Raw genomic sequence first — 21,713 nt, forward strand, 5'->3', positions numbered from 1 at the left:
GATGGCAACTCTCGATAGTTCAAAAGAACTAGCGGATATCTTTATTATCGTGGAATGCCTCTAGTTGACACAGTCAGACGATGCGTTCTCTGCACGGGGGACTGAAATAAGCGGCATATATGAAACGACATGACTACAGCAGGTGATTCATCATTCGACGCGGGAAGCACGCTTCTCTCGACAGCAGCGATGGGGAGGGAGGGCGATTTCGACTGTGTGCATCGATTGTCTGGCGATGGGGCGAGCGACCGAAACGTCCTCATCGTAACCTACAATCGATCACCGGAAGTCGTGTTACAGCAGTGGCGATCGCGAATCGGCGACGAACCGACGGAACTCGGAATCATCGCCATCGGTGCTGGCAACGCACGAACCGGGACACACCGACTCGAACCACACGGCGATCAGAACTCCGTCTCGTTGTCGAACCCCGCGAGCCTCGGCCGACTCGAAACCACGATTCGACTGTATCTCGACGAATGGTCGGCGAACGACCATCCGACGGTGCTCTGTTTCGACTCCGTCTCGACGCTCCTCCGCCACGTCGACCGAACGACCGCGTTTCGATTTCTCGCTACCCTCACCGACCACCTCCGGCAGCTCGACGTCGTGGCACATTTCCATATCGTCCCGGACGCGCACGACGGTTCGACCGTCGCCATGCTCCGTTCGCTGTTCGATGTCGTGCACGGCTACGAAGGGACCGAACCGGCGGTCTCGGCCGACGTTCTCCTCGCGCTGCTCGGTTCCCCTCGCCGACGACGCGTTTGTCGATACCTCTGTGAGGTCAGCGACTCGGCGACCGTCTCCGGAATCGCACGACAGATAGCGATGTGGGAGGGGTCGGGAGTACCGAGCGAGAACGAACGCGAACGCGTCCACGTCACGTTGTGGCACGTCCATCTACCGGAGTTAGCCGAGGTCGGCGTTCTCGAACTCGACGGGAACGTCGTCTCCTCGCTCATCGATCGGGATGTGCTCGAACGATACGTGCAACTGACGGCGGACGACTCGCCCACTGAACTGTTCCCGAGCCTCTCCGACAGCGAGCGAATTCGAACGAACGATCCACCCGAAGACGAGTCCGACGAAGCGTACTGGACGGTGTACGGCACCGCACACGATTCGATCGTCGTGACGTTGGCACGGGCGTTGGCGAACGTGCGAGACGTCCCGCCGACGGAATTACAACCGGTCCTCTCGGACGTCATCGACATCGACGCGCTCCAACGGCTCGCCGAGCACGAGGATATCTCCGTCTACGCGACGTTTCAGTACGAAGGATACGAGGTGGTGGTCGATAGCGGTGAGATCAAACTGTACGACTCACGCTAGCCACTCGTCCGGTTTCGTGTTGTAATCGACCTCAGTCGCCGCGATGTCCTCGACCGCGCTCCACGGCAGGTCGCGCATCTCGAACTCGTCTCCGTCGTAGCGGATGAGTTTTCCCTGCTCTTCGGGTTCCGGCTCGCGGTCCCGCCGTCGTGCGATTTCGGCGTCGCGTTCGTCGATTTCCTTCACGATAGTCTTGAGGTTCACCGGATGGCCCCAGAGTTCGTAGATCCGTTCGAGCGTCCGCGTGGCCTGTTCGAGGTCGAGCATGACGCCGTTGTAGTGGTGACCGAGCAGGAGTTCGCTCTTGTTGTCGAAGTTACCGTCGTAGACGGCCATCGTCGGCTTGCCGAAGTTCGTGAACTGAAGCATTAGCTTCTTCTTCACGTCCTCGTACTCCGTGCTCGTCACCCGGTAATCGCCGGTCGTTCGGCTGAACTCGTAGGTGAAGTACTCGTTGTCGGTGACGAACTCCTTCGTCAGGAAGCCGTCCAGGAACGTCACGTCGTTGTGACTCGATCGCACCTCGTACATCCGGTCCCAACCGACGGTGTACTCCACGTCGGCGAGCGCTTCCTCGATGCTCCCGTACCGCTCGTCGTCCATCATGTATCGGGCGTACTGTTCCAAGTCCGCCTGCGGGATTGCTTCGAGGAATCCCCTATTCTGGAGCTTACAGAGCGAGAAGTGGCGTTCCGCCAACCCCTCGTACGAGAGCACCTTCCACGGATGGGCATCGACATCGATATCGCCAGCCTTCGCCTGCTCCAGCGCTTCGGTGTCGATCTTTTCCGCCGGGAGCGATTCGACCTCCGACAGCGTCTCGGACGTCACCGTTTCCAGTGCTGGATCGGGTTCGAGCAGTTCGTTGACCTGCTCGAAATCGACCACGTCGTGGAAGTTCCGCCACGTGATGCCCTTCACGCGAAGGATTTCACGCACGACTTCGCGACGGTTTTCGGTGTTCTCGATGTACTCCCACAGTTGCTTGCCGAGTTTGTACGGGTTCAGTCCCGGCGACCCGAGAACGCGCGCTTGATGGTCCGCGTATTCGATGAACTCGTCGGACCCCGCGAAGCCCTCCTCGCCCATCATCATCGACTCCCAGTACGCGGCCCACCCTTCGTTCATCACCTTCGTCGTCTTCTGGGCGGCGAAGTAGTACGATTCCGTGCGGAGCATCTCCAGCACTTCCCGTTGCCACTCCTCCATCTCGGCGGCTTTGCCCTCCTCGGGGTCGTAGGCACTCCCGTGGTCACGGAGATACGCGAGGAGGTCCTTTTCGGGTTCTTCGAGCGCTCCCGATTGTTTTTCCTGCTGGGCTTCGAGCCATTCGTCGTCGAACACCTCCTGACGAACCTCGTCGCTGAGGTTCATCTCGGCGAGTTGGTCCGAGATTTCGTCGGGTTCGTGGCCCTCGTCCTCCTGAACCCGATGCTGGTGCTTGAACGCCTGATGCTGATCGATGTTGTCCTGCAGACAGAGCACGTTGTCGATCCACTTTTCGACCTCTTCGCGGTCGATTTCCGGGTCGGCCATGATGCGCCGGACCCTGTCGGCGTGGCGCGAGAGGAGCGCCGCCGCGTCGAGTTCGTCCGCGAACATCCGGTACCAGCGGTTGTTGGCGAAGAAGTCCGAGTGGGCCTCGACGTGCGTGATGACCGCCTTCTGGTCGGACAGGCTGTTTGACTGTTGGAGGAAGGCGTGGGCCGGATCGTCGTTGATGACGATCTCGAACGCCTTGCCGCCGCCGTACTGGCCCTGTTTCTGCTGGCGGTCGTACTTCATCCCCCAGCGCCAGTGCGGGTACCGCTCCTGAAACCCGTCGTAGGCGATGAGTTCGTTCATCTCGTCGTAGTCGACGATCCAGTACTTGACCGGATACGGGTCGAGACCGAGTTTCCGCGCGAGGTTTCGGGCCTCCACGACTGGCTCCTGCAACTCTTCGGCCTTCCGTTGGGTTTCGATTCGCTCGTTCATGATGCCTCCGTGCTCAGGATTTCGTAAATCGCGGTCGTCACGTCCTCCGGACCGTTGACGTAGCTGACGGCGACGTTTTCCGAGTCACCGAAGTGGCGCTCGACCTCCTCGGCGTGGGTCGCGTTGATGGCTTTGCCTTCTGGCTGCGTTTCGACGTAGGCGTGCAAGTTCGCCGGAATCTCCTCCATCCGGGGGATGACGTTCTCCTCGGTGTCGTTCCGGCTGTTCTCGCTGTCGCCCGCCGCGAACACGTAGCGGTTCCAGTCGGCCCACGGGTACTCCTCTTCGAGGATGCGACCCGCGAGTTCGTAGGCTGACGAAATCTTCGTCCCGCCGCCCGACCGGATGCCGAAGAACTCGTCGCGTTCGACCCGCCACGCCTCCGCGTCGTGGGCGATGTAAACGAACTCGGCGGTATCGTACTTCCCGGTGAGATACCAGTCGAGCGGCGTGAACGTCCGCTCCACGAGTTCGCGTTTCTTCTCGCGCATCGACCCGGACACGTCGCGGATGTTGACGACGACGACGTTCTTCTCGCGCTCCTCGATGATCTCCGGGTAGCGGTAGCGCTCGTCCTCCCGACGGAACGGGATGTTCTTGACGCCGTGGTCGCGGATTTTCTGGGCCGTGCTGGTCGGTTCGACCTTCGACTCCATCTCCTCGATGCTCGACCACTTCGTGCGCTCGTCGGCGGACAGGGCCTCGTAGTTCTCCTCGACCCAGCGTTTGGAGACGGTGAGGTTGTTTCCGCGTGCCCACCGGAACACCTCGTCCGGACCCCAGCCCTCGACGCCCATCGCTTCGCGGATGTAGTCGGGGTCGAAGTCCATCGCCAGCTTGCGCTTCAGACCTTCCTTGAACATGCGCTCGAAGTCGAGCGTGCTGTCGGGGCCGGTCTTCGTCACGTCGGTGAAATCCCCCTCTATTTCCTCGATGACCTCCTTGCCCTTCGGTTCGAGTTCGAGGCCGAGTTCGTCGTCCAACTCCTCGGCGAACTCCTCCGGATCCATCTCGTAGTAGCCGTGTTCGTCCGACTCGTCGCCGGGGTCTCCGTCCTCCTCGCCGTCGTCGCCGGGTTGTGGCTGTGGCTGACCGACGGGGTCGCCCACGTCGGGTTGCCCTTGGCCGACACCGCCCCGGTCGCGTTGGTCGTAGCGGAACTCCGGGAGGTCCACGATCTTGATGGGGATGTGAATCTCGTCGGGGAGACTCTGGCCGAGGTCACCGTACTGGATGAACTCGGCGAGGTCCTCACGGCGGTCCTCGCCGACTTCACGGTATCGTTCGAGGTCGTCTCTCAATCCCATTTGTAGCTCACCTGATTCATGACGTGTTGGCTCGTCAGTTCGGCCGAGGCGGAGGAGTAGCCGAACAGTTCCTGTAGGTTCTGTATCGTCTTCTCCTTTACCTCGGCCGTCTCGGTGTTCCTCGGTGGGTTCTCCCACTGGCTCGGGTTGAAGTCCTCGTAGACACGGTGCACGTCGTCCCAGTCGTTGTTTGCGAGTACTGTTTTGATGATCGGGACCTCCTTCGGGTCGATATCGCCGACTTCGAACTCCTCGTTTCGGCTCTCCCACGCGTGGCGATTCAGCGCGGTGATGACCTTGTTCCGGCGGAACTCGGCCACGGCCGGACTCGGTTCGTGGTTCACCTCGTAGGCGTCCGGACTGAACCGACCGAGGTGCTCGGTTTCGAACACCTTCATCTTCAGCGCGTCCGGTTCGATCTCCTCGCCGCGGTCGTTTTCGACGATCTCGCCGGTCGCCCACGCGTAGACGTGTTCGATGTATTCGGCGACGGTCTCCTCGTCCACCCGGCGGTCGCGCATGATGGCGTCGAGCACGTCGCTCTCCTGCTGTTGGAAGATGTAGTTCTTCACGGGCACGAGGCGGTTCTCGTACTCGGTGCGTTCGGCCGTCGAGAAGACGGGGGCATCCCCGATTCCCTCGGCCATCGCGTTGAGCACGTCACGCGGCATGATGACCTGTTCGACGGCGTAGTCGGGGTGGTGTCGGTCACGGATATCGTTGAGCAGTCCGGCGATGGTATCGCGGGTGTACGTGACCGGAATGCCGCCCGCCCCGTCCGACGCGTCGTCGTCGAAGTCGAAATCGTCCTTCTCGATGCGCTCGTCGCCGTCCAACAGGTAGCCGCGGTCGAAGAGGATGGCTTTGTCCACGAGGTCGAGTCCGGCGGGCACGTCGCTCCCGTCGAGTCGGGAGACGACGCTGTACAGCGCCGCCGATTCGATGGCGTGGGGAGCGATTTCGCGCTCGTTGATGTCGTCGGCGTCCCGGATTCGAACGCCGATGGGTTCCCGAATTCGGGCTTCGAGTTCGTCGTACACGTCGGCCCGCCACACCGACGTTTCGTTCGTGAGTTCGCGCCTGATGAGTTCGGCTTCCAGACTGAGGTTCGTCAGGTAGCGGAACTCGCGGCGGTCGAGCCGCCGTTTCAGCGCACGAAGGGGGTCCGCCCCTCCGGCATCGGCGTGCTGGTTCAACTGGGCTTCGAGGTCCGGATTCGAGATGATGACGAGTTGGGTGTCGATGTCCATCTGGATGCCCTTATCCAGCTTGACCGCCTTCTCGTCGGGAACGTTGAGCAGCTTTTGCAGGAGGTCCGCGTGTTGGGCCGCATCCTCCACGATGGTCAGCAGGCCGTTGCCCTGCGAGAGGACGCCGTCGTAGCTGAACGCCTGCGGATTCTTCCGCCCGCGCGAGTCGAGTTCCTGCAACATCCCCTGCATCCAACTGCCGACGAGGCGCTGTTTCGGGCGGCCGCTGTCCTCCGAGTGGAGGACACCGATGCCGTCGCCGATGTCCACGACGTAGTTTTTCACGCGGAGATGTGCCGGGTCGGTGATGGCGGAGAAAAGCTCCTCCTCGCCCTCCCTGCGGTACTGCTCTTCCAGATAGTCGTACGCCTCACGGCTGAACGGGTCGAGTTTGCCGTCGACCAGCACGTCGAGGTTGTCGTCGAGTTCGGCGTTCAGGGTGTCGAGCAACCCTTCACGGACCTTCGGCGGGAAGACGAGCAGCGGGTGTGACTGGACGGGACTGGCGTACCAGTTCTCCTCGCTCGTCGCGACGGCGTCGTCGCCGTAGGTCAGTCCCGGCGCTTCCGTCGCGGTGGCGATGTTCCACTCGACGGTGTAACGCCGTCCCTCGGGCGTTTTCGAATATTCGCGTAGCCCGTTGACGAGACAGCGTTTGAGTTCGGACTTTCCGGTCGCCGTCGGTCCGGCGAACCAGATTATCTTCTCCTCCTTGCCGCGACGCGCCGCGATGGAACGCAGGTCGTCCACGAACGCGTTCAGCACCTCGGTGTTGCCGAGGATGGCGTGCTCGCCGTCGTTGTGTGGGTCGTCGAAGAAACTGTAGCGCTCCTTCTCCTCGCCCTCCTCGACCACCGTTCGCCGCCCCATCGATTCGATGGCTTCGAGGAGGTACTTGCTCGCGTGTGAGGCGATGGTCGGGTTTTCGAACGCCGCGTCTACGTACTCCGCGAGGCTCATCGGCTCCTCGTAGGTCTCCCGGAGTTCACGGTTCGCGTCGTCGATGTAGTCGCTGCCTTCGGTCACTGGTTACTCCTCCATTTCGGCGCGGGCGACTTCCGCCCCGGCGAATTCGAGCACCTCCTTGGCACCCTCGCGTGAGTAGCCCTGTTCGATCAGCGCGTCCACCCACGCGTTCTGTTCGTCGTTGTCCATTTCGTTCGCCGACACCAACGCCGAGAAGTTGATGTTGTGTTTCTTGTCCTCCCAGAGTTTCCGCTCCAGGGCGCGGCGCAGGCGGTCGTTGTCCTGCGGGTCGAACGCTTGTCCCTCGCGGGCACGTCGCGACACCCAGTTCGAGGTCTCCTGTCGGAAGTCGTCCTTGCGGTCACGGGGGACTTCGAGTTTCTCCTCGACGGCGCGCAGGAAGCTCTCGTCTGGCTCCTGTTCCCGCCCCGTCAGTTCGTCCTCGACGGTCGAGTTGTCGATGTAGGCCATCACGTGGTCCATGTACTTCTCGCCCTGCCGTTGGATCTCGTCGAGGTCGTAGGCGAGCGCGTGACGCACGTCTTCGATCGCGCGTTCGCGGTACTCACCGCGGACCGTTTCGAGGTAGCGGTAGTAGGTCTCGAAGTTCTCCTCGGGGATGGAGCCGTGATTTTCGAGGTTCTCCTCGAAGTGGTTGAACACCGAGAGCGGACTCAGGAAGCCGCGGCTCCGGTGCGTGGAGTTCATGATGGCTTCCGCGATTTCGTCGCCGATGAACCGCGCCGAGACGCCTTCCATTCCTTCGCCGATGTCGGCCTTCTCCTCGGCCTCCTCGCGGAGCTTCTTCACGTCCACGTCGTCGGTGTCCTCGATCTCACCGTTGTAGGATTTGGCCTTCTGGAGGAGGTCCACCATCTCGGTGTCCGGTTCTTCGATCCGGGTCAGGACGCCGAATAGCCCCGCCATCTCCAGGGTGTGCGGTTCGATGTGCACGTCCGGAACGTCGGCGTTCCGGAGCATCTTTCGGTAGATGTCGGCCTCCGACTCGTACTCGAGGACGTACGGGAAGTCGATGCGCTTCGTCCGGTCGTTGAACGCCTCCATCTTCTCGTCGCCCTTCTTGTCTCGGTACTCGGGCATGTTCGTCCGGCCGACGATGACCTGGTCGATGTCGATCCGCGGGTTGTTCTTCGGCTTGATGGTCTGTTCCTGGGTGGCGTGCAGGAAGTCGTAGAGGAACTCCCGCTGGAGTTTGAGCAGTTCCTCACCGCTGAAGATACCCCGGTTCGCGTTACAGAACGCGCCGGAGTAGTCGAACGCCCGGGGGTCGGATTCGCCGTAGATGGCGATCTTCGAGTAGTTGACGTCGCCCGTGAGTTCGGTCTCGTCCTGGTTCTTCTTGTCCTTCGGTTCGAACGTCTCGACGGACTGGCGCTTGTTCTCGTCGGCGACGAGGCGGAAGATCTCGATGTGGTTTTCGAGCACCTGCTTGATGTCGTCGTCGTAGTAGGCCAGCAGCGAGTCCATGTAGAACTCGCTGGCGGGGTCGAGCGCCTGTTCGTTCTTGATGGTGTACGGCGCGTCCAACGCTTCGTTGATGTCGTCGATGACGCGCTGGCGCTGTTCGAGCGGCAACAGGACGAGCGGATCCTGGTTCATTGGGGACCGAATCACGTCGTCGGACGGGTCCTGGTCGGGAATCACGTCACAGAGGTTCGTCCACCGGAACGTGTACAGGCGGCCGTCGTCTTGGAGGGTGTAGTCCTCGAAATACTTGCGGACCTGTCGGTCGAAGTCGGACTTCCCCGACCCGACCGGGCCGAGTAGTAGCTTGATGCGTTTTTCGGGACCGAGCCCACGCGCACCGCTTTTTACCTTGTTCACGAACTCGTGAATCGCGCGGTGTATCTCGCGTCCGTAGAACGTGTTTTCCCCGTCGAACAGGGGGTCTTCGGATGCTAATCGGTACTCGACGACGCCGGAGTCCTCGTCGTACTCCGTGCCGTAGTAGTCGAACATGTCCGCGACTCGCTGGTGGGCGTTTCGGGCTACCTTCGGGTCTTCGTATACCTCCCGAAGATACCAGTCGAAGGACTTCGTTTCACGGAGGTCTTCCGGCATCGATTCCTGGTAACTGCGGCTGAGGTCGTCCAGCGTTTCGATGTCACCTTTCATTGTATCACGCATTGTTTGGAGCTTCGTTTGGACCAAGGGAGAGAGAGACCGACCGGGCGGCCCGATACCGGCGGGAAGTACGTAGTCGGCATGCATTCACAAAGTTGTGTCGGTCGAACCACCGCGATCGCTCTCCGGCGGGGCTTGTCGGGCGACGGCGTGCGCGCCCGCAGTAACTCCTGCGTCAATCGCGGGATCATATGCTATGCGTGCCATCCATCGCTTCGGAAACCAGTCAACTCGTTTCGACATCCGTTCGTCACGGAAGCGTATGGTTCGAGACCGTGTACCGTGCGGACTGCTACCACCCGATACTGTTTAATAGATAGGACGAGGACATATATAACTGTTGTCCATACACAAGGCTCTTATGATATAGATTAATGATTGTAATCGGCCAAAGTTAGGGAGTAGTGGGCTTGTAGCGGTGAAATTCTATAGCGTGAAAAACTACGGTATAAACTCCATTTATATACTGGGCGATATCCGCGGACTGGCAAGCCTTACCCACGTCCGTCACCAACCGCCGCTGTGTCCATCGAAAACCTTCCCGAGTCGTGGGTCGTCTGGAACGAGGAACCGAACGGACGGTGTATCCTCGCCTATCGTCCGGACGTTTTCGACACCCAACAGTTTCCCTCCGCGTGTATGCCGACGCTGTACGTCACGCAGGGGACGCCGAACCGACCACCGCAGGAACGGCGGGCGACCGATTCGTGGTATTTCGAGTTCTTCCTCGAACCCGAGGTCACGCTTCCGGGGACACCGCAGTTTCCCGCGCGTGAAGAAGCAATCACGGCCGCCGTCTCGCTCGCCGCGGAGTTCGACCGCGGCGAGGTCGACTACCGTTCGTGTTATCAGGTCCCCCGCGAGAGATACCTCGACAAGTTGGACGAATTGACGGGGCGAGAGGCTTAACCGAGGGCCACACATACGCTCGCGTATGTCCACTATCACCCTCGTCGGTACTCGTCTCGCGGATGCCGGTCAGGAATTCGTCTACCGGGGCGAAGCCAGCGCCTGTGAAGGCTGTCCCTACAGAAATCAGTGTCTCAATCTCTCCGAAGGGATCAAATATCGAATCACCGACGTTCGGGAAGGCGCACAGACGCTCCCCTGTGGCGTCCACGACGACGGCGTGACCGCCGTCGAAGTCGAACCGACGACCGTCCGCGCCAACGTCTCCGCGCGAAACGCCTACGCCGGGAGCAAGGCGAGCCTCGAAGGACCGTGCCCACACGTCGGCTGTCCGAGTCACGAGTTCTGTGAACCCGCCGGTGCCGAGTTCGACGAGGAGTACCGCATCTCGAAAATCGTCGGCGACCCGCCGCACGACTACTGCATGTTGGACCGTGATCTGACGCTGGTCGAGTTCGACTCGAAGGAGAAATAGTCCGTTCTTCGGCGGTAATCAGTTTCCGAGCGCGCCGACGTATTCGGCCGTGTAGCCGAAGATGTCCTCGTAGCCGTACGCCGACATCAACACGGGAACGAACGGTTCGTCCGCGACCAGTTCCGCCCCGTCCGAAGTCGCGAACGCCTCCCCTTCTCCGACTCGTTGGAAGTTGTCCACCAACACTTCGAACTCCGATCCGCCGTTTTTCAGCACCGGCTGATCCATGCGGAAGACCTCGACTTCGTCGCGGGTACCCGCGTTCACCGGATTCTCCCCCTCGGGTAACGGAAGAGCGCCCGTTCCCGCGAGGAATCCCCGCACGAGGTCGTAGGCGTGCCGGGCCGCTTCGTCCGACCCTTGGAGGCCGCACTCGACTTCCAGCGTGTGCGGGTGCGAGATGAGTTTCCCCTTGGTGAACACGTCCGTCTCGACCAGTTCGGAAACCGGTAGGTACGGACAGATCGACCGTGCGACGGCGTTCACACGGTCCACGAGCGCGAACGGTTGGGCGTACGACTGCGTCGAGTGCAACGAGAGAACGGTACAGTCCCGCAACTCCGTGACCAGTTCGTGGGCCAACCGCTGTTCGTACGTCTCCGCTTCGGGGTCTCCCGGGAAGACCCGATTCAAATCCTCGTTGACGTATCGGACGCCCCGTTCGAGCGCGCGCTCGTTCGCCACGACGACTTTCACCGCTCGCTCCACGTCCGGGTTCTCAGTCAACAACCGCTCTACCGCCCTCGGACCGCACGGCTCGTCGCCGTGAATCCCGGCGACGATTGCGACTTCCGGTGTCCCTTCACCTAACTGCTCGATTCGCATTTACCGGAGTCAGGTGTCGAAGCTTGAAAGCGCTTTACACTCGGATTTTTGCGGCAAAAGAAGGATGTCAGCGGGGACGCTGAAGCATCCGTTGTCATCCTCCCTTTCGATCAAATAATTTGACGATGAATCCCGCGATTTAGTCACAAATCCGTTGCAAGACAGACACGAACAATAATAACCTTGGATACACAACCTCCCGGTTATGGACGATGATCATCCATCCGACGTCGAAACACGCTCGGGTGTCCCTTCAGAGCGTGTGCGACGGAGGACTTCTCGGAAGACGTTCTGGAGTTGGATCACGTGTTCCAAGCGCTCGCGGAATCACGACGACGATATCTCGTCTACACGCTGAAATCCCAAACCGAATGGGAGTTGGCCGAAATCGCGGTCAAAGTGACGTCGTGGGAGACCGATATTCCGGAAGTGGACCTGCCGGAGGAGGAAATCGAACGAACGTACGCCTCGCTCTATCACGCACACGTTCCGAAACTGGTGGAGGAAGGCGTGCTCGCGTTCGATAAACCGAACGAAGTCATTCGACCTGGACCCAATGCCGAACAGGTGATAGCCGCGCTATCAGGCGCAGGTGCAAGCCTCGACGCTGGACAGGAGGCCCACGCTCGGAGGGATATGGATGACACGGACGAGTGAGGGCGACGACCGTGTCGACGTCGATGGTGGCGACGACGACGGACACTGGACGCTCGTTCAGCAGGCACGATACGAACAGGGAGGTAGTTACGACCTCACGGCGACCATCGTCGGTGCCATCGCGGAAGCCAAGGGAGTGTCGCCGATGGAGTTGAACGATCCTGTCCTGTACGACTGCGTCGATGTGGCCGCCTTGGAGGACGCCTTCTTCGGACCCGACGTCTCGGGGCGGAGTCGCGCCGGTCTCGGCACCGTCGAGTTCACGTTTGGGAACTACCGCGTCACGGTCAAAAGCGACGGCTGGATTTCCGTGTACGAGTAGGTTTCTCGCGGAAAAACTCGTTCTTCCTCGCGGAAAGAGTTCATTCGAAACGGTCCGTCTCGCCGTGATCATCCTCGTCCGCTGTCGGTCGTTCGTCGTCCAACCTGATTCTCCACCCGTGAAGAACGCTCGGGTCCGAGAGCGCCTCTTTCATCGTCGCGCGCACGTCGGCCACGTCCACGCCGTAGAAGTCGTCCGGCACGCCGTGGAGGTACTGTAACGCCGTCTCGAAGAGCGAACGCATCCCGTCGCTATTCTCGAAGTCGAAGTGTTTGTACGCGCCCGCCGCGACCTGCACCATTCCGTGGAGGAACGCGCTCTCGACCGACCCGTTGCCGTAGTTGTACCACTCGTCCTCGAAACTGTCGTGGCTTGCGTGGAACTCCCCGGCGTTGAACAGTCGAACACCGTGAATCACCGCCGTTCGGAGGGTACCGTGCTCCCACCGGTTCCGCTCGGCGAGCCATCCGGTCGGTGACTCGCCTGGCAACGGCGGTGCCGCGGTCGGGTCACGTGTGTGTTCGTCCATTCGTGATCCGTCGTTGGGGTTCCATCGTGTTTACTGTGGCTACTGAGCCACGAAAAAGACAAAATCGTGCCCGCGACGGGCCGTTTCAATCCGATACCCCTACTGAGCCACCACCGCTTTGCTCGGCGGTGCCCGGGCGACTTCGTAGTCCCCGCTCTCGTCTACCGCGATGACTGCCCACTCGTAATCGGGATTCGAATCCCGAATCCGTTTGCGCAGTTGCGTCGCGTTCTCTGCCCACGTCACGAAACATCGAAGCGTCCCATATGTCGGCATCTCCCCGGAATCTGCGAGGGCGGAAACGCGTACTTCGCGCCACTTTCGTCTGGCGCGAAATTCGTCTCCGTCGTCCAGAACCTCGTATCCGAGGCGGTTGAAAATCGACCTGGCCTCCTTGGTCGGTGGTGTGCTAACAGGGGCCATCCGTATAGACCTACCGCAGGGACCGTAATAAATGTTCTTGCGGATTCGAACAACTGTAAGGATTCGTTCAAAATATCGAAACGAATGGCCACTAGATTCGTTGAACCCACGGGTTTGCGTGTTGTTCGGGATAGACACGTACCTCTCCGTCGGTTTTGAGGGTCTCGATTTGGCTGCGTGCGTCCTCCCGGTCCATACCCCCGATGGCGACCGCCGCGTCCAACAGCATGTCCATCAGCACGCCGTCGTCCGTGACGGCTTCGCGGTCGCCTCCTTCGGTCTCCATCGCGTCCGTTTCCATCACTCGGAGGTACTCGCGCAGGTCGGACGTGTCACGGAGTTCGTCGTGCCATCGCGGCGGATAGTAGCTGATTCGATTCCCCGGGAGTTCGTAAATGTGGCCGCCCCCGTGCCAGGAATCCTCGCTGACCAGCGCCTCGTCCACCGAGGAGGAAAAGCCCTCGTATCGAAACGTCATCGTGTCCAGATACTCCTCGAACAGTTCGCGCTCGACGCCCGCACCGGTGTCTCGGTGATGTTCCTCGACCAACCGCAACGCACCGTCCAGCATGATGGTTTGGCGCTGGCTTTCCAACTCCTCGACCAGTTCCTCGTCAGTCGAAGCCATACTAACGCTCACGCCGCATGGCCCCTAAAGAATCCGGCCGATCTATTCGTGCGCCGCGTCCCACTCGGTCGCTTTTCGGAGGTTGCCACACCGATTGCACTCGATTCGACCCATCGAATCCATCGCGTTGTCGAGCGTCTCACAGTGACCACAGAAGTAGCCGTATCGGCGGTCGAAATCGGGCGAGCGATAGACGACGAAGAAGGGTCCCTTCGATCCGCGAGTCCCCTCCGACTCGTCGATGTAGACGGTTTCGTCGTCCCTGGTCGTCGCTGTATTCATCATTCTCCCGTTGAGGGTCCAGCGATTTAGGAGTGTTGAACATATCGAAGGAATCTTGTCTTCCCCCTGAAACACCTCGCCAATGGCTCTCCGTATCCTCCACTACTCGGACATCGAGAACGTCTACGATGACCCGGACCGGGTTGGCCGACTCGCGGGGTGTATCAACGCGAATCGGGACCAACGGACGCTCGTCGTCGGGACCGGGGACAACACCGCACCCGGCGTTCTCTCCCTCGTCACCGAGGGGAAACAGGCACTCTCGTTCTTCGACGCTATCTCCCCCGATTTCGAGACGTTCGGAAACCACGACTTCGATTACGGGATCGACCGAACGCGTGAACTCGTTTGGCGATCCCCCCAGACGTGGCTCACCGCCAACATACGCGACGGCGACAACCGATTCGCCGCCGGTGCTGGAACCGCGCAGTACGCCGTTCGGGAAATCGACGGGACGCGGGTCGGATTCTTCGGCGTGACGACGCCCGAGACGACCTCGATCAATCCGAATACGGAGGGACTGGAGTTCACCGACCCGATCGAGGCCGCGGAAGCGACCGTCTCCCATCTCCGTGACGAAGGCGTCGATTACGTCGTCGCACTCTCCCACCTCGGGCGGTATGACGAGGAACTCGCCGCCGCCGTCGACGTGGACGTGATTCTCGGGGGGCACGTTCACTCCGAACGAATCGAACAGGTGAACGGAACGCTCGTCACCCGTCCCGGCGTCAACGGCCACGTCCTCTTCTCCATCGAACTGGACGACGAACCGTCCGTCAACCGCCACCGCGTTGCGGACGCCCCCCGAGACGAGGACGTGGCCACGATGATGGCAGAACAGAAGGGGGGTTCCGGACTCGATTCCGTCGTCGCCACCGTCTCCACCCCCATCGAGCGAACCGAAACCACGACGTTCCGGGGCGAGAGCAGGATCGGAAACTTCGTCGCCGACGCGTACCGCTGGGCGACCGATGCGGCGGTCGGCCTGCAAAACAGCGGCGGCATCCGCGAAGGCGAACCCCTTTCGGGTGAGGTAACGGTCGGCGACCTCGTGAGCGTGCTCCCGTTTCAGGAACGGGTGGCCGTCGCGGAACTCACGGGAGCGGAGCTTCTCGACGTGCTTCGACAGGCCTACGACCCGACCATCGGTTTCGCCGAACACGACTGGTGGCACGGCCATCTCAGCGGCGTCGAACTCGTCTGGAACCAGGCCGAACGGGCGGTCGAATCGGCGACCATCGGCGGGGAAGCCCTGTTGGAGGATGTCACCTACACCCTCGCAACGACCGAGTACCTCCTCCAGAGCGACCGGGAATTTCCGGCGCTCCGGGAGGAACACCGCATCGAAACCGGAAAGCTCCAGTACGAAGTGTTGGCCGACTACGCCCGCCGGTTCGGCATCGAACCGGAGATAGAGGGTCGTATCGCGCGTCGATAGACCCCGGCCGAGGACCGTCACGAACGGATAGTAAACTTCTCCCCGGTGGGTCGCTTTCGACACCACATGACCCGCGTCCTCGTTCCAGTCCGATACCCGCTGACGGAACACTCGCGTCGAACGCTCTCGGAGGCGCTTCGTGTGGCCGAGGAATACGGTGCGGACCTCACCGTCTTACACGTCAACCTCTATCACCGCGGAAGCGACGTGACGCGAACCGATTTGAAACGAACCGTCGAAAAGGCGTTCGGTCGCGTCACCAACGCGAGATACGTCGTTCGGGACGGGTTTCTGGTGGAGGAGACGATTCTCGACGAAATCGCCGCGACGCGTGCCGACATCGTCGTCATCGGCCGCAAACAGGTCGGACGCTGGCGGCGGGCGATTCGCCGACTGGTGGACGATCCGAACATCGAGACCTTCCTCCGCGAAAAGGTGGACTGCGAACTGATTACGGTCGGTTAAGTCAGCGTTCGTCGAATTCGACGGCTGACGGCGTTTCGGTTCGTTCCCGGTCGGATTCCATCGAGACGCGGGCGACGCCGCTCGTGTCGTCGAAGACGAGGTGCGAGTGGGGGTAGGCGATTTCCACGTCGGCGTCCTTGAGTTCCTCCCAGATTCGTTCCATGATGTGTGACCGAACCCGGAGCATGTTGTACGGGTCTTTCACCCAGTAGCGGAGTTCGAGCAGGACGCCGTGATTCGCAAAGTCCCGTACCTGTGCGACGGGGTCGCTCGGATAGCGCGCGCTTCCGATGCGGATGTCGGGTCCAGACGCCACCACCTCCGGCGTGTCGCGGGCCGCCCGCTCCATGATGGCTCGCGCCTCGTCGAGGTCCCCCTCGTAGGTGACTTGGAGTTGGAGCGATAGCCGGGAGCGGGTGTCCTCGGCGGAGTAGTTCACCACGTCGCGCTCGCGCATCGTCGCGTTCGGGATGACGAGGAACGTATTTTCGAGCGTGAATATCTTCGTGTATCGGAGCGTGATGTCCTCGACGTAGCCCCGAGTTCCCCCTTCCGGCGTGTTGGTATCGACCAGTTCGATGAGGTCGCCGATTTCGTACGGCTGGTCGGCCAGCAGGAACAACCCGTTGATGACGCTCCCGATGATCGGCGCGAGGACGAGACCCACCGTGGCGGAGAACACCGTCACCGAGAGCAGGATGTTCGACGCACCCAACCCGACCTGCGCCGCGGCGGTGCCGACCGCGAGAAACAGGATGACGCCCCGGATTCCGCGGAGGACCGTCTTCGTGATACTCGGCCTGCGGAAGCGGCGGGCAACCTGCCGCCCGACGAGGCTGACGACCAACTGCGAGACGTACCAACCGAGCAGGAGGAACAGGATGGCGAGAACGACGTCGTTGACGGAGACGTTCGTTGCAACTTCGTGCGCACCGACCTTTCCGAACAAGTCGGAGATATCGTTCACCACCTTTCCGAACGTCGGCATGATGCTCCCGTCTCACCCGACCAAGTAAAACCCCCTCATTTCCCCGGCACACGTGTCGAGAACGGGAGCGATAGCGACGGAAACTAAGTCATGGCACGCCGATTCGAAGGTATGGCTTCAGAAACACCTCGGCCGCGCGCCTCGTTCGAAATAAGCCACAACGAAGAGCCGAGCGGCACGCTCCTCGCCGGATTTTCCGAGTTCGGCCTCGCCGGACTGACCGCCGCAAACTATCTCGTCGAGCAACTCGGCCTCGAAGAGACGGGCCACGTCACCGCCGAACAGTTGCCCGCGATCACGCCGTTCGAGAACGGCGTCCCCGACACCACACGCGCCTGTTCTCCCGTCCCGACCTCGACGTGACCATCCTCGTCGGCGAACTGTTCGTCCCGGTCTGGGCTGCCGATCCGTTCGCCAGCGCGATCCTCGACTGGACCGCGGAACACGACGTCGAGGAGATAGGCATCCTCTCCGGCATCCCGGTCCCTCACGGTCCCGACGAGCACCGCGTCTTCTACATCGCCACCCCGGATTACCACGCCGAACACCTCGAAGGCACGGGACTCCCCGGCATGGGCCGTGGCTTCCTCGACGGCGTCAAGGCCACGCTCGTCGCCCGCGGCCTCGATTCGACGCTCGCGACCGGCGTGTTCGTGACCCCCGTCCACGCCCAAACCCCGGACGTGGAGGCCGCCCTTCGCCTCATCGACGCCGTCAGCGACGTGTACGACCTCTCGATCGATACCGAACCGCTCGAATCCTTCGCGGACGAAGTCGGCGAGTACTACGCCGAACTCGCCGAACGCGTCGAGTCGGCGGGCGAGGCCGAACGCCCGGACGACCGGATGTATATGTAAGGACCCACCTTTTGCTGCGGGAGCGCGGCACCGCCGCGCTCCCTGGCAAAATCTGGACCAAAAACCTGCGTCACCCCGCTTCCGTCGCAGGAAGACTCGCTGACGCTCGTCTTCCTACGCCGTCGGGGGTTCCTTGGCCCGCTCGCTTCGCTCCCGGGAGATGTTGCTTGGGCGCTGAACGGACGAGCCAGCCTATCGCTTCGCTGGTCATGAAAGCTGGACAAGCGCCACCGGGAGCGATAGGCAGATGACACAAACACCAAAGTCAGCAATCGACACAACCGCCAGAAGCCCGCAGTCGAAACGACCACTCAAATCAACTGGTGACACAACTGCGGAGACCAGCATCACTTCCGAAAATCGGAGATTTTCCGGGCCGACGACTGAATGGAGATGGCCGACGCACACCGCGCGTCGGCCATCGAAATGAAGGAGGAGTGCTTTTGGTCCAGGTTTTGCTAGGGAGCGCGGCTCTGCCGCGCTCCCGCAGCAAAAGCTGGGGTTCTATAATCCTCCGTAGTTTTTCGTTTCATAATGAGCTCCGACGACCTCTATCTGACCCTCGAACGAGTCGGAGAACGGTTCAGCTTGGGGGAGTACGAAATCGATGCGTACCTCACGGTACTCGAACACGGACGACTGACCGCGAGCGAAATCGCGGAACACACCGACATCCCGCAACCGCGGGTGTACGACACCGTCCGAAGTTTGAGCGACCGGGGACTGGTCGAACTTCGTGAATCCCGGCCGATGAAGGTCATCGCCATCGACCCCGAGGAAGCCTTCTCCGACGTCCAATCGTCGCTCAGCGACATGATAACCGAACTCGAAGACCGCTACACGGCACCGGCGCGGGACACCGAAGCCGTCTCGCTGGTCAAATCGCGTTCGACCATCCTGCGCTACCTCGAAGACGTCATCGAATCCGCGGAGTACGAACTCGCGCTGTCGCTGACGCCCGACCTCCTCGACCGGTTCGAGGACGACCTGAAAGCCGAAATCGACGACGGGGTGAGCATCGAGTTGCTCATCACGCCCGCGTCCGAAGCGCGCGACCCGGAGGAGTACGACTACAGTGCCGTGGCGACGACCGTTCGTGCCCGCCGTGGTATCACGACGCCCGTCATCGCGGTCGCCGACGGGGAGTACTCGATGTACGCCACGCAGGACGCCCTGCGCGACGACCGCGACCGCTACGGCGTCATCTTCAACCGCTCGGCGCTGGGATTCCTCGTGTCCGGGTTCTTCGGGACGGTCCTCTGGACGACGGCCGAACGAACCCTCTCGGAGGACGCCGAGAGCCGAACGTTCCCGCGACGCTACGCGTCCATCCGTCGGTGTGTCAAGGAAATTCAGGGATTGGAAGGCGACTTTTACGCGACCATCAAGGGGCGGGACATCGAATCCGGTCACGACCGTGTCGTCCGCGGAAAAGTCGTCGGCCTCTCCTTCGAAGGCGGCGAACGCGTCGCCGGGATGTCCGTCGAGACGGAGAGCGGCGTCGTCACCGTGGGTGGGCAGGTCGCCGCGCTTGAGGACATCGAGGCGCACGAAATCCGGATCGGGACGGACGAACCGCCGGAGTACGAACGTTAGAACGTAAACACGCGCTGGTCGCAGTCCGGACAGGCCAACACCTCGTCCGGCGGGGCGAGGGGACTCGAAGTTCCGCTGCCACAGCAGTTGTCTGCGCTCGTCACTTCGAGCGGTGCGTCACACACCGGGCAGTCGTTCAGGAACGCGCGGAGCGCCGAGGCTGATTGCACCCGAACGTCCGAGTCGATGTCGTACTCGTCGAGCGCCCGCGTCGCCGCGACTTCCGCTATCGCGACCGGACGGGAGAGCCACCGTTCGTTCTCTATCTCGTCCCCTTCGGTCGTGACGACGATGTATTCGTCGTCGTTGACGCTTTCGGTCGTGACGAGCGACGGCGATGCGTTTCGGACGGCCGCCCCGAGGTTACCTGACCGGAGGGCCGTCATCTCGTCGCGCCAGTCGGTGCGGAACCCTTCGCCCAGATGGAGACTCTCGCCGACGGCGTGAACGATGTCCGCATCGAGGAGCGCGGAGAGCGCGCGCTCGCCGACGTCCTCGTCGGGTTCACCGGCCAGCGACCCCGTCTCGGCCGGTGGCTGTGGCTTCGGCGAGAGTCGGGCGGCGAGCTTCGGCGCGATTTGGGGCGTTCCGGGGACCAGATAGCCTCGGAGGGCGATTGCCGCTCCGCCGACGATGCCGACGGCCGAGGCGACACCGAGGCGGCGTGTTCGCGTTCCGGGATACAACTTGGTCACGCCCGCGCACGCGGAAAGAAGAATGATAGCATTGAGCACGGTGCACGGCCAACACCGATTCTCACCCGTGTACTCCGGATTTCGAAGTTCGTCCAACATTGACGAGGGGTTCGAACGCGGGGCGTTTGAAGGTTCGGGAGGTGAGTCGAGAGGATGGACGGAGAACACAACTGATATCTCTGACGATTGACTGTTTCCGAGCGAATGAGCGAGCGTGCCCAGAGCGCAGTTCGGCGGTTACTCTCGTTGTTGCCCGTCCTCGTGGTGAATTTGTTTCCGCTCGTCGGCGTGTTCTCCTTCGGATGGACGGCGACCACCGTCGTCGCACTGTACTGGGTCGAGATGGGTATCGTCGCCTGTTGGTCGATACCGAAGTCGCTGTTCGCTCGGAGGGTCGATGTGGTGTCCAGCTTGCGATTTCCCCTGTTGGAGTTGCTGGAAAAGCGCGGCGGCAAGTCCCTTTGGCGGGGCGGACCGCCCGCGTACGTTCGAAATGTCCCCTTCGCGGTCATGCAGGTCGGTATCCTGCTGTTCGTTTGGCTCGCATGGGGACTGTTCCTGCTGGCGCAACTCGACGTCGGGAGCGCGCTGTCGCCAATGGTCCTGTGGACGGTGGTCATTGCCGGATTCGGAATGGCGGTCGGACGCGGTATCGAGTTTCGGCGAGAGTATCTCGGCGAGAAACGATACGCCGAGATTTCGCCACGAATCGCACAGCAAGCGACTGCCAGACACATGGTGGTGTTCATGATGTTGCTGTTCGTCGCCAACACCGCCGGAACGCGAACGGCGAGTCGTTTCGCCGTCGTCGTCATCGTCACGATAAAGCTCCTGACCGAACTGTACCGGTTCCGGTCGGAGTACGTGAGACCGGACAGCGGCGGACTGCTCGGTCGATTTTTCTCCCTCGATACGGGCGACCTGCCGTCGAGTGTCTCGGCACCGTCCGGGAACCCGGACGAGCGATTCCGTCCCGACTCCCGTGCCGTCTTCACCAGTTGTCTCGTTCCGGGGCTGTCGGGACTGGTGAGCCGCGCGGGCTACCTCGCTATCCTCGTCACCCTACTCGGGATGCTGGTTTTCGGATGGGTTGGCGTCGCGGTCGGACTCGTCTCGATTGTCCCCATCGTGCTCGGCAAAACCCTCAGTTACTACGCGCTTCGTGGGACGGTCGAATATCGTCGGTACGACGACGAACTCGTGGCGTACGACTACTGGCTGGACGAACCACAGTGGCGGATCGGTCTCGACGAACTCGATGGGTCCTCGATACCGCGACAGGTGACGAGTCGGCTCCTCGGGACGGGAGTAATCAGGCTCGATTGGCACGACGGGAACGAACGACACCGGGAGCGACTCGGACCGTTCGGGAGCGTCAACGACGTCGCGGACGGATTGGGGCTTTCCGCCACCGACGCCGACCAGAAAGACCCCGACCGCGCGGTGTTCGTGGCCGCGATTGGACTCACCCTGATGTTCCTCGCGGTTCCCGTCGCCGCAATCGCGTCCGGAAGCCTTCCGCTCGGGAGCGTCGTCATCCTTTCGCTCCTCCTCGGTGCACCCTGCTTCGTCGTTATCGGCGCGCTTCTCTGGGTCGCCGTGATGAACTGCTGACGCCCGACGTACTTCGCCCACAGTTCTTTA

General features: G+C 61.6%; 20 protein-coding genes and 1 pseudogene. 10 read left to right on the top strand and 11 right to left on the bottom strand.

The genetic code is table 11. The annotated features are described in order from the left end of the window. Nucleotides 1-129: 129 nt before the first annotated feature. Nucleotides 130-1,335, top strand: a complete 1,206-nt coding sequence (locus A4G99_RS15315) for a HalOD1 output domain-containing protein (protein ID WP_066145453.1) — start codon at nucleotides 130-132, stop codon at nucleotides 1,333-1,335. Here A4G99_RS15315 and A4G99_RS15320 read toward each other — a convergent pair. Genes A4G99_RS15320 through A4G99_RS15335 form a run of 4 tightly spaced genes read right to left on the bottom strand, consistent with a single transcriptional unit; the run spans nucleotide 1,327 to nucleotide 8,971 of the window. After that, a complete protein-coding gene (locus tag A4G99_RS15320; protein ID WP_066145456.1) occupies nucleotides 1,327-3,312 on the bottom strand; it encodes a SpoVR family protein in 1,986 nt (661 codons plus the stop codon). The two genes, A4G99_RS15315 and A4G99_RS15320, sit on opposite strands and share 9 nt — an antisense overlap. Further along, nucleotides 3,309-4,619, bottom strand: a complete 1,311-nt coding sequence (locus tag A4G99_RS15325) for a YeaH/YhbH family protein (protein WP_066145459.1) — start codon at nucleotides 4,617-4,619, stop codon at nucleotides 3,309-3,311. The genes A4G99_RS15320 and A4G99_RS15325 overlap by 4 nt, the downstream gene beginning before the upstream one ends. Continuing rightward, nucleotides 4,610-6,895, bottom strand: coding sequence for a PrkA family serine protein kinase (locus A4G99_RS15330; protein WP_066145462.1), 2,286 nt, complete (start codon nucleotides 6,893-6,895; stop codon nucleotides 4,610-4,612). Before A4G99_RS15330 ends, A4G99_RS15325 begins: the two co-directional genes overlap by 10 nt. Nucleotides 6,896-6,898: 3 nt before the next feature. Continuing rightward, entirely contained in the window at nucleotides 6,899-8,971 is a 2,073-nt protein-coding gene (locus A4G99_RS15335; RefSeq protein ID WP_066145466.1) for a PrkA family serine protein kinase, read from the bottom strand. A 531-nt stretch (nucleotides 8,972-9,502) separates the two neighbouring features. Between A4G99_RS15335 and A4G99_RS15340 the strand changes: the two genes are divergently transcribed. Together A4G99_RS15340 and A4G99_RS15345 are read left to right on the top strand one after the other, a co-directional pair. After that, nucleotides 9,503-9,889 carry a DUF5820 family protein gene (locus A4G99_RS15340; RefSeq protein WP_066145469.1) on the top strand — a complete coding sequence of 129 codons (387 nt, stop codon included), beginning with the start codon at nucleotides 9,503-9,505 and terminating at the stop codon, nucleotides 9,887-9,889. 25 nt (nucleotides 9,890-9,914) lie between these two features. Next, the gene (locus A4G99_RS15345; RefSeq protein ID WP_066145470.1) at nucleotides 9,915-10,364 is read left to right on the top strand and encodes a UPF0179 family protein; all 450 of its coding nucleotides are present in this window, start codon (nucleotides 9,915-9,917) and stop codon (nucleotides 10,362-10,364) included. Between the two features lie 18 nt (nucleotides 10,365-10,382). On the opposite strand, the gene A4G99_RS15350 is transcribed toward A4G99_RS15345, so the two are convergent. Continuing rightward, nucleotides 10,383-11,189 (bottom strand): succinylglutamate desuccinylase/aspartoacylase family protein, encoded by an 807-nt coding sequence (locus tag A4G99_RS15350; protein ID WP_066145472.1) that lies wholly within the window; start codon nucleotides 11,187-11,189, stop codon nucleotides 10,383-10,385. 297 nt (nucleotides 11,190-11,486) lie between these two features. Here A4G99_RS15350 and A4G99_RS15355 point away from each other — a divergent pair, with 297 nt between their 5' ends. Together A4G99_RS15355 and A4G99_RS27375 are read left to right on the top strand one after the other, a co-directional pair. Continuing rightward, nucleotides 11,487-11,846, top strand: a complete 360-nt coding sequence (locus A4G99_RS15355) for a hypothetical protein (RefSeq protein WP_066145475.1) — start codon at nucleotides 11,487-11,489, stop codon at nucleotides 11,844-11,846. Beyond that, nucleotides 11,830-12,168, top strand: a complete 339-nt coding sequence (locus A4G99_RS27375) for a HalOD1 output domain-containing protein (RefSeq protein ID WP_223301914.1) — start codon at nucleotides 11,830-11,832, stop codon at nucleotides 12,166-12,168. Before A4G99_RS15355 ends, A4G99_RS27375 begins: the two co-directional genes overlap by 17 nt. 40 nt (nucleotides 12,169-12,208) lie before the next feature. Here the strand turns inward: A4G99_RS27375 and A4G99_RS15365 are convergent, their stop codons facing one another. The 4 genes from A4G99_RS15365 to A4G99_RS15380 form a co-directional block, all read right to left on the bottom strand. After that, a complete protein-coding gene (locus tag A4G99_RS15365; protein ID WP_066145477.1) occupies nucleotides 12,209-12,697 on the bottom strand; it encodes a DUF309 domain-containing protein in 489 nt (162 codons plus the stop codon). Nucleotides 12,698-12,796: 99 nt separating this feature from the next. Then, nucleotides 12,797-13,120, bottom strand: coding sequence for a hypothetical protein (locus A4G99_RS15370; RefSeq protein WP_223301915.1), 324 nt, complete (start codon nucleotides 13,118-13,120; stop codon nucleotides 12,797-12,799). Nucleotides 13,121-13,211: 91 nt separating this feature from the next. Beyond that, complete coding sequence (locus tag A4G99_RS15375) at nucleotides 13,212-13,748, bottom strand: hypothetical protein (RefSeq protein WP_066145480.1); 537 nt, start codon at nucleotides 13,746-13,748, stop codon at nucleotides 13,212-13,214. Between the two features lie 42 nt (nucleotides 13,749-13,790). After that, nucleotides 13,791-14,030 (bottom strand): DUF5816 domain-containing protein, encoded by a 240-nt coding sequence (locus A4G99_RS15380; RefSeq protein WP_066146629.1) that lies wholly within the window; start codon nucleotides 14,028-14,030, stop codon nucleotides 13,791-13,793. Between the two features lie 82 nt (nucleotides 14,031-14,112). On the opposite strand from A4G99_RS15380, the gene A4G99_RS15385 reads away from it, so the two are divergent. Together A4G99_RS15385 and A4G99_RS15390 are read left to right on the top strand one after the other, a co-directional pair. Further along, nucleotides 14,113-15,468 (top strand): bifunctional UDP-sugar hydrolase/5'-nucleotidase, encoded by a 1,356-nt coding sequence (locus A4G99_RS15385; RefSeq protein ID WP_066145482.1) that lies wholly within the window; start codon nucleotides 14,113-14,115, stop codon nucleotides 15,466-15,468. A 66-nt stretch (nucleotides 15,469-15,534) separates the two neighbouring features. Continuing rightward, complete coding sequence (locus A4G99_RS15390; RefSeq protein ID WP_066145484.1) at nucleotides 15,535-15,933, top strand: universal stress protein; 399 nt, start codon at nucleotides 15,535-15,537, stop codon at nucleotides 15,931-15,933. Between the two features lies 1 nt (nucleotide 15,934). Here the strand turns inward: A4G99_RS15390 and A4G99_RS15395 are convergent, their stop codons facing one another. Next, entirely contained in the window at nucleotides 15,935-16,921 is a 987-nt protein-coding gene (locus tag A4G99_RS15395; protein ID WP_066145486.1) for a mechanosensitive ion channel family protein, read from the bottom strand. 111 nt (nucleotides 16,922-17,032) lie between these two features. Here A4G99_RS15395 and A4G99_RS15400 point away from each other — a divergent pair. Both A4G99_RS15400 and trmB read left to right on the top strand, forming a co-directional pair. Further along, nucleotides 17,033-17,778 (top strand): annotated as a pseudogene (locus tag A4G99_RS15400) (proteasome assembly chaperone family protein). 534 nt (nucleotides 17,779-18,312) lie between these two features. Beyond that, nucleotides 18,313-19,374, top strand: coding sequence for an HTH-type sugar sensing transcriptional regulator TrmB (gene trmB / locus A4G99_RS15405; RefSeq protein ID WP_066145488.1), 1,062 nt, complete (start codon nucleotides 18,313-18,315; stop codon nucleotides 19,372-19,374). Here trmB and A4G99_RS15410 read toward each other — a convergent pair. After that, a complete protein-coding gene (locus A4G99_RS15410; RefSeq protein WP_066145491.1) occupies nucleotides 19,371-20,168 on the bottom strand; it encodes a hypothetical protein in 798 nt (265 codons plus the stop codon). The genes trmB and A4G99_RS15410 overlap by 4 nt on opposite strands. A gap of 105 nt (nucleotides 20,169-20,273) precedes the next feature. On the opposite strand from A4G99_RS15410, the gene A4G99_RS15415 reads away from it, so the two are divergent. After that, nucleotides 20,274-21,683 (top strand): DUF6498-containing protein, encoded by a 1,410-nt coding sequence (locus A4G99_RS15415; protein ID WP_066145494.1) that lies wholly within the window; start codon nucleotides 20,274-20,276, stop codon nucleotides 21,681-21,683. Nucleotides 21,684-21,713 lie beyond the last annotated feature (30 nt).

This window comes from Haladaptatus sp. R4, from assembly GCF_001625445.1.
GTDB lineage: Archaea > Halobacteriota > Halobacteria > Halobacteriales > Haladaptataceae > Haladaptatus.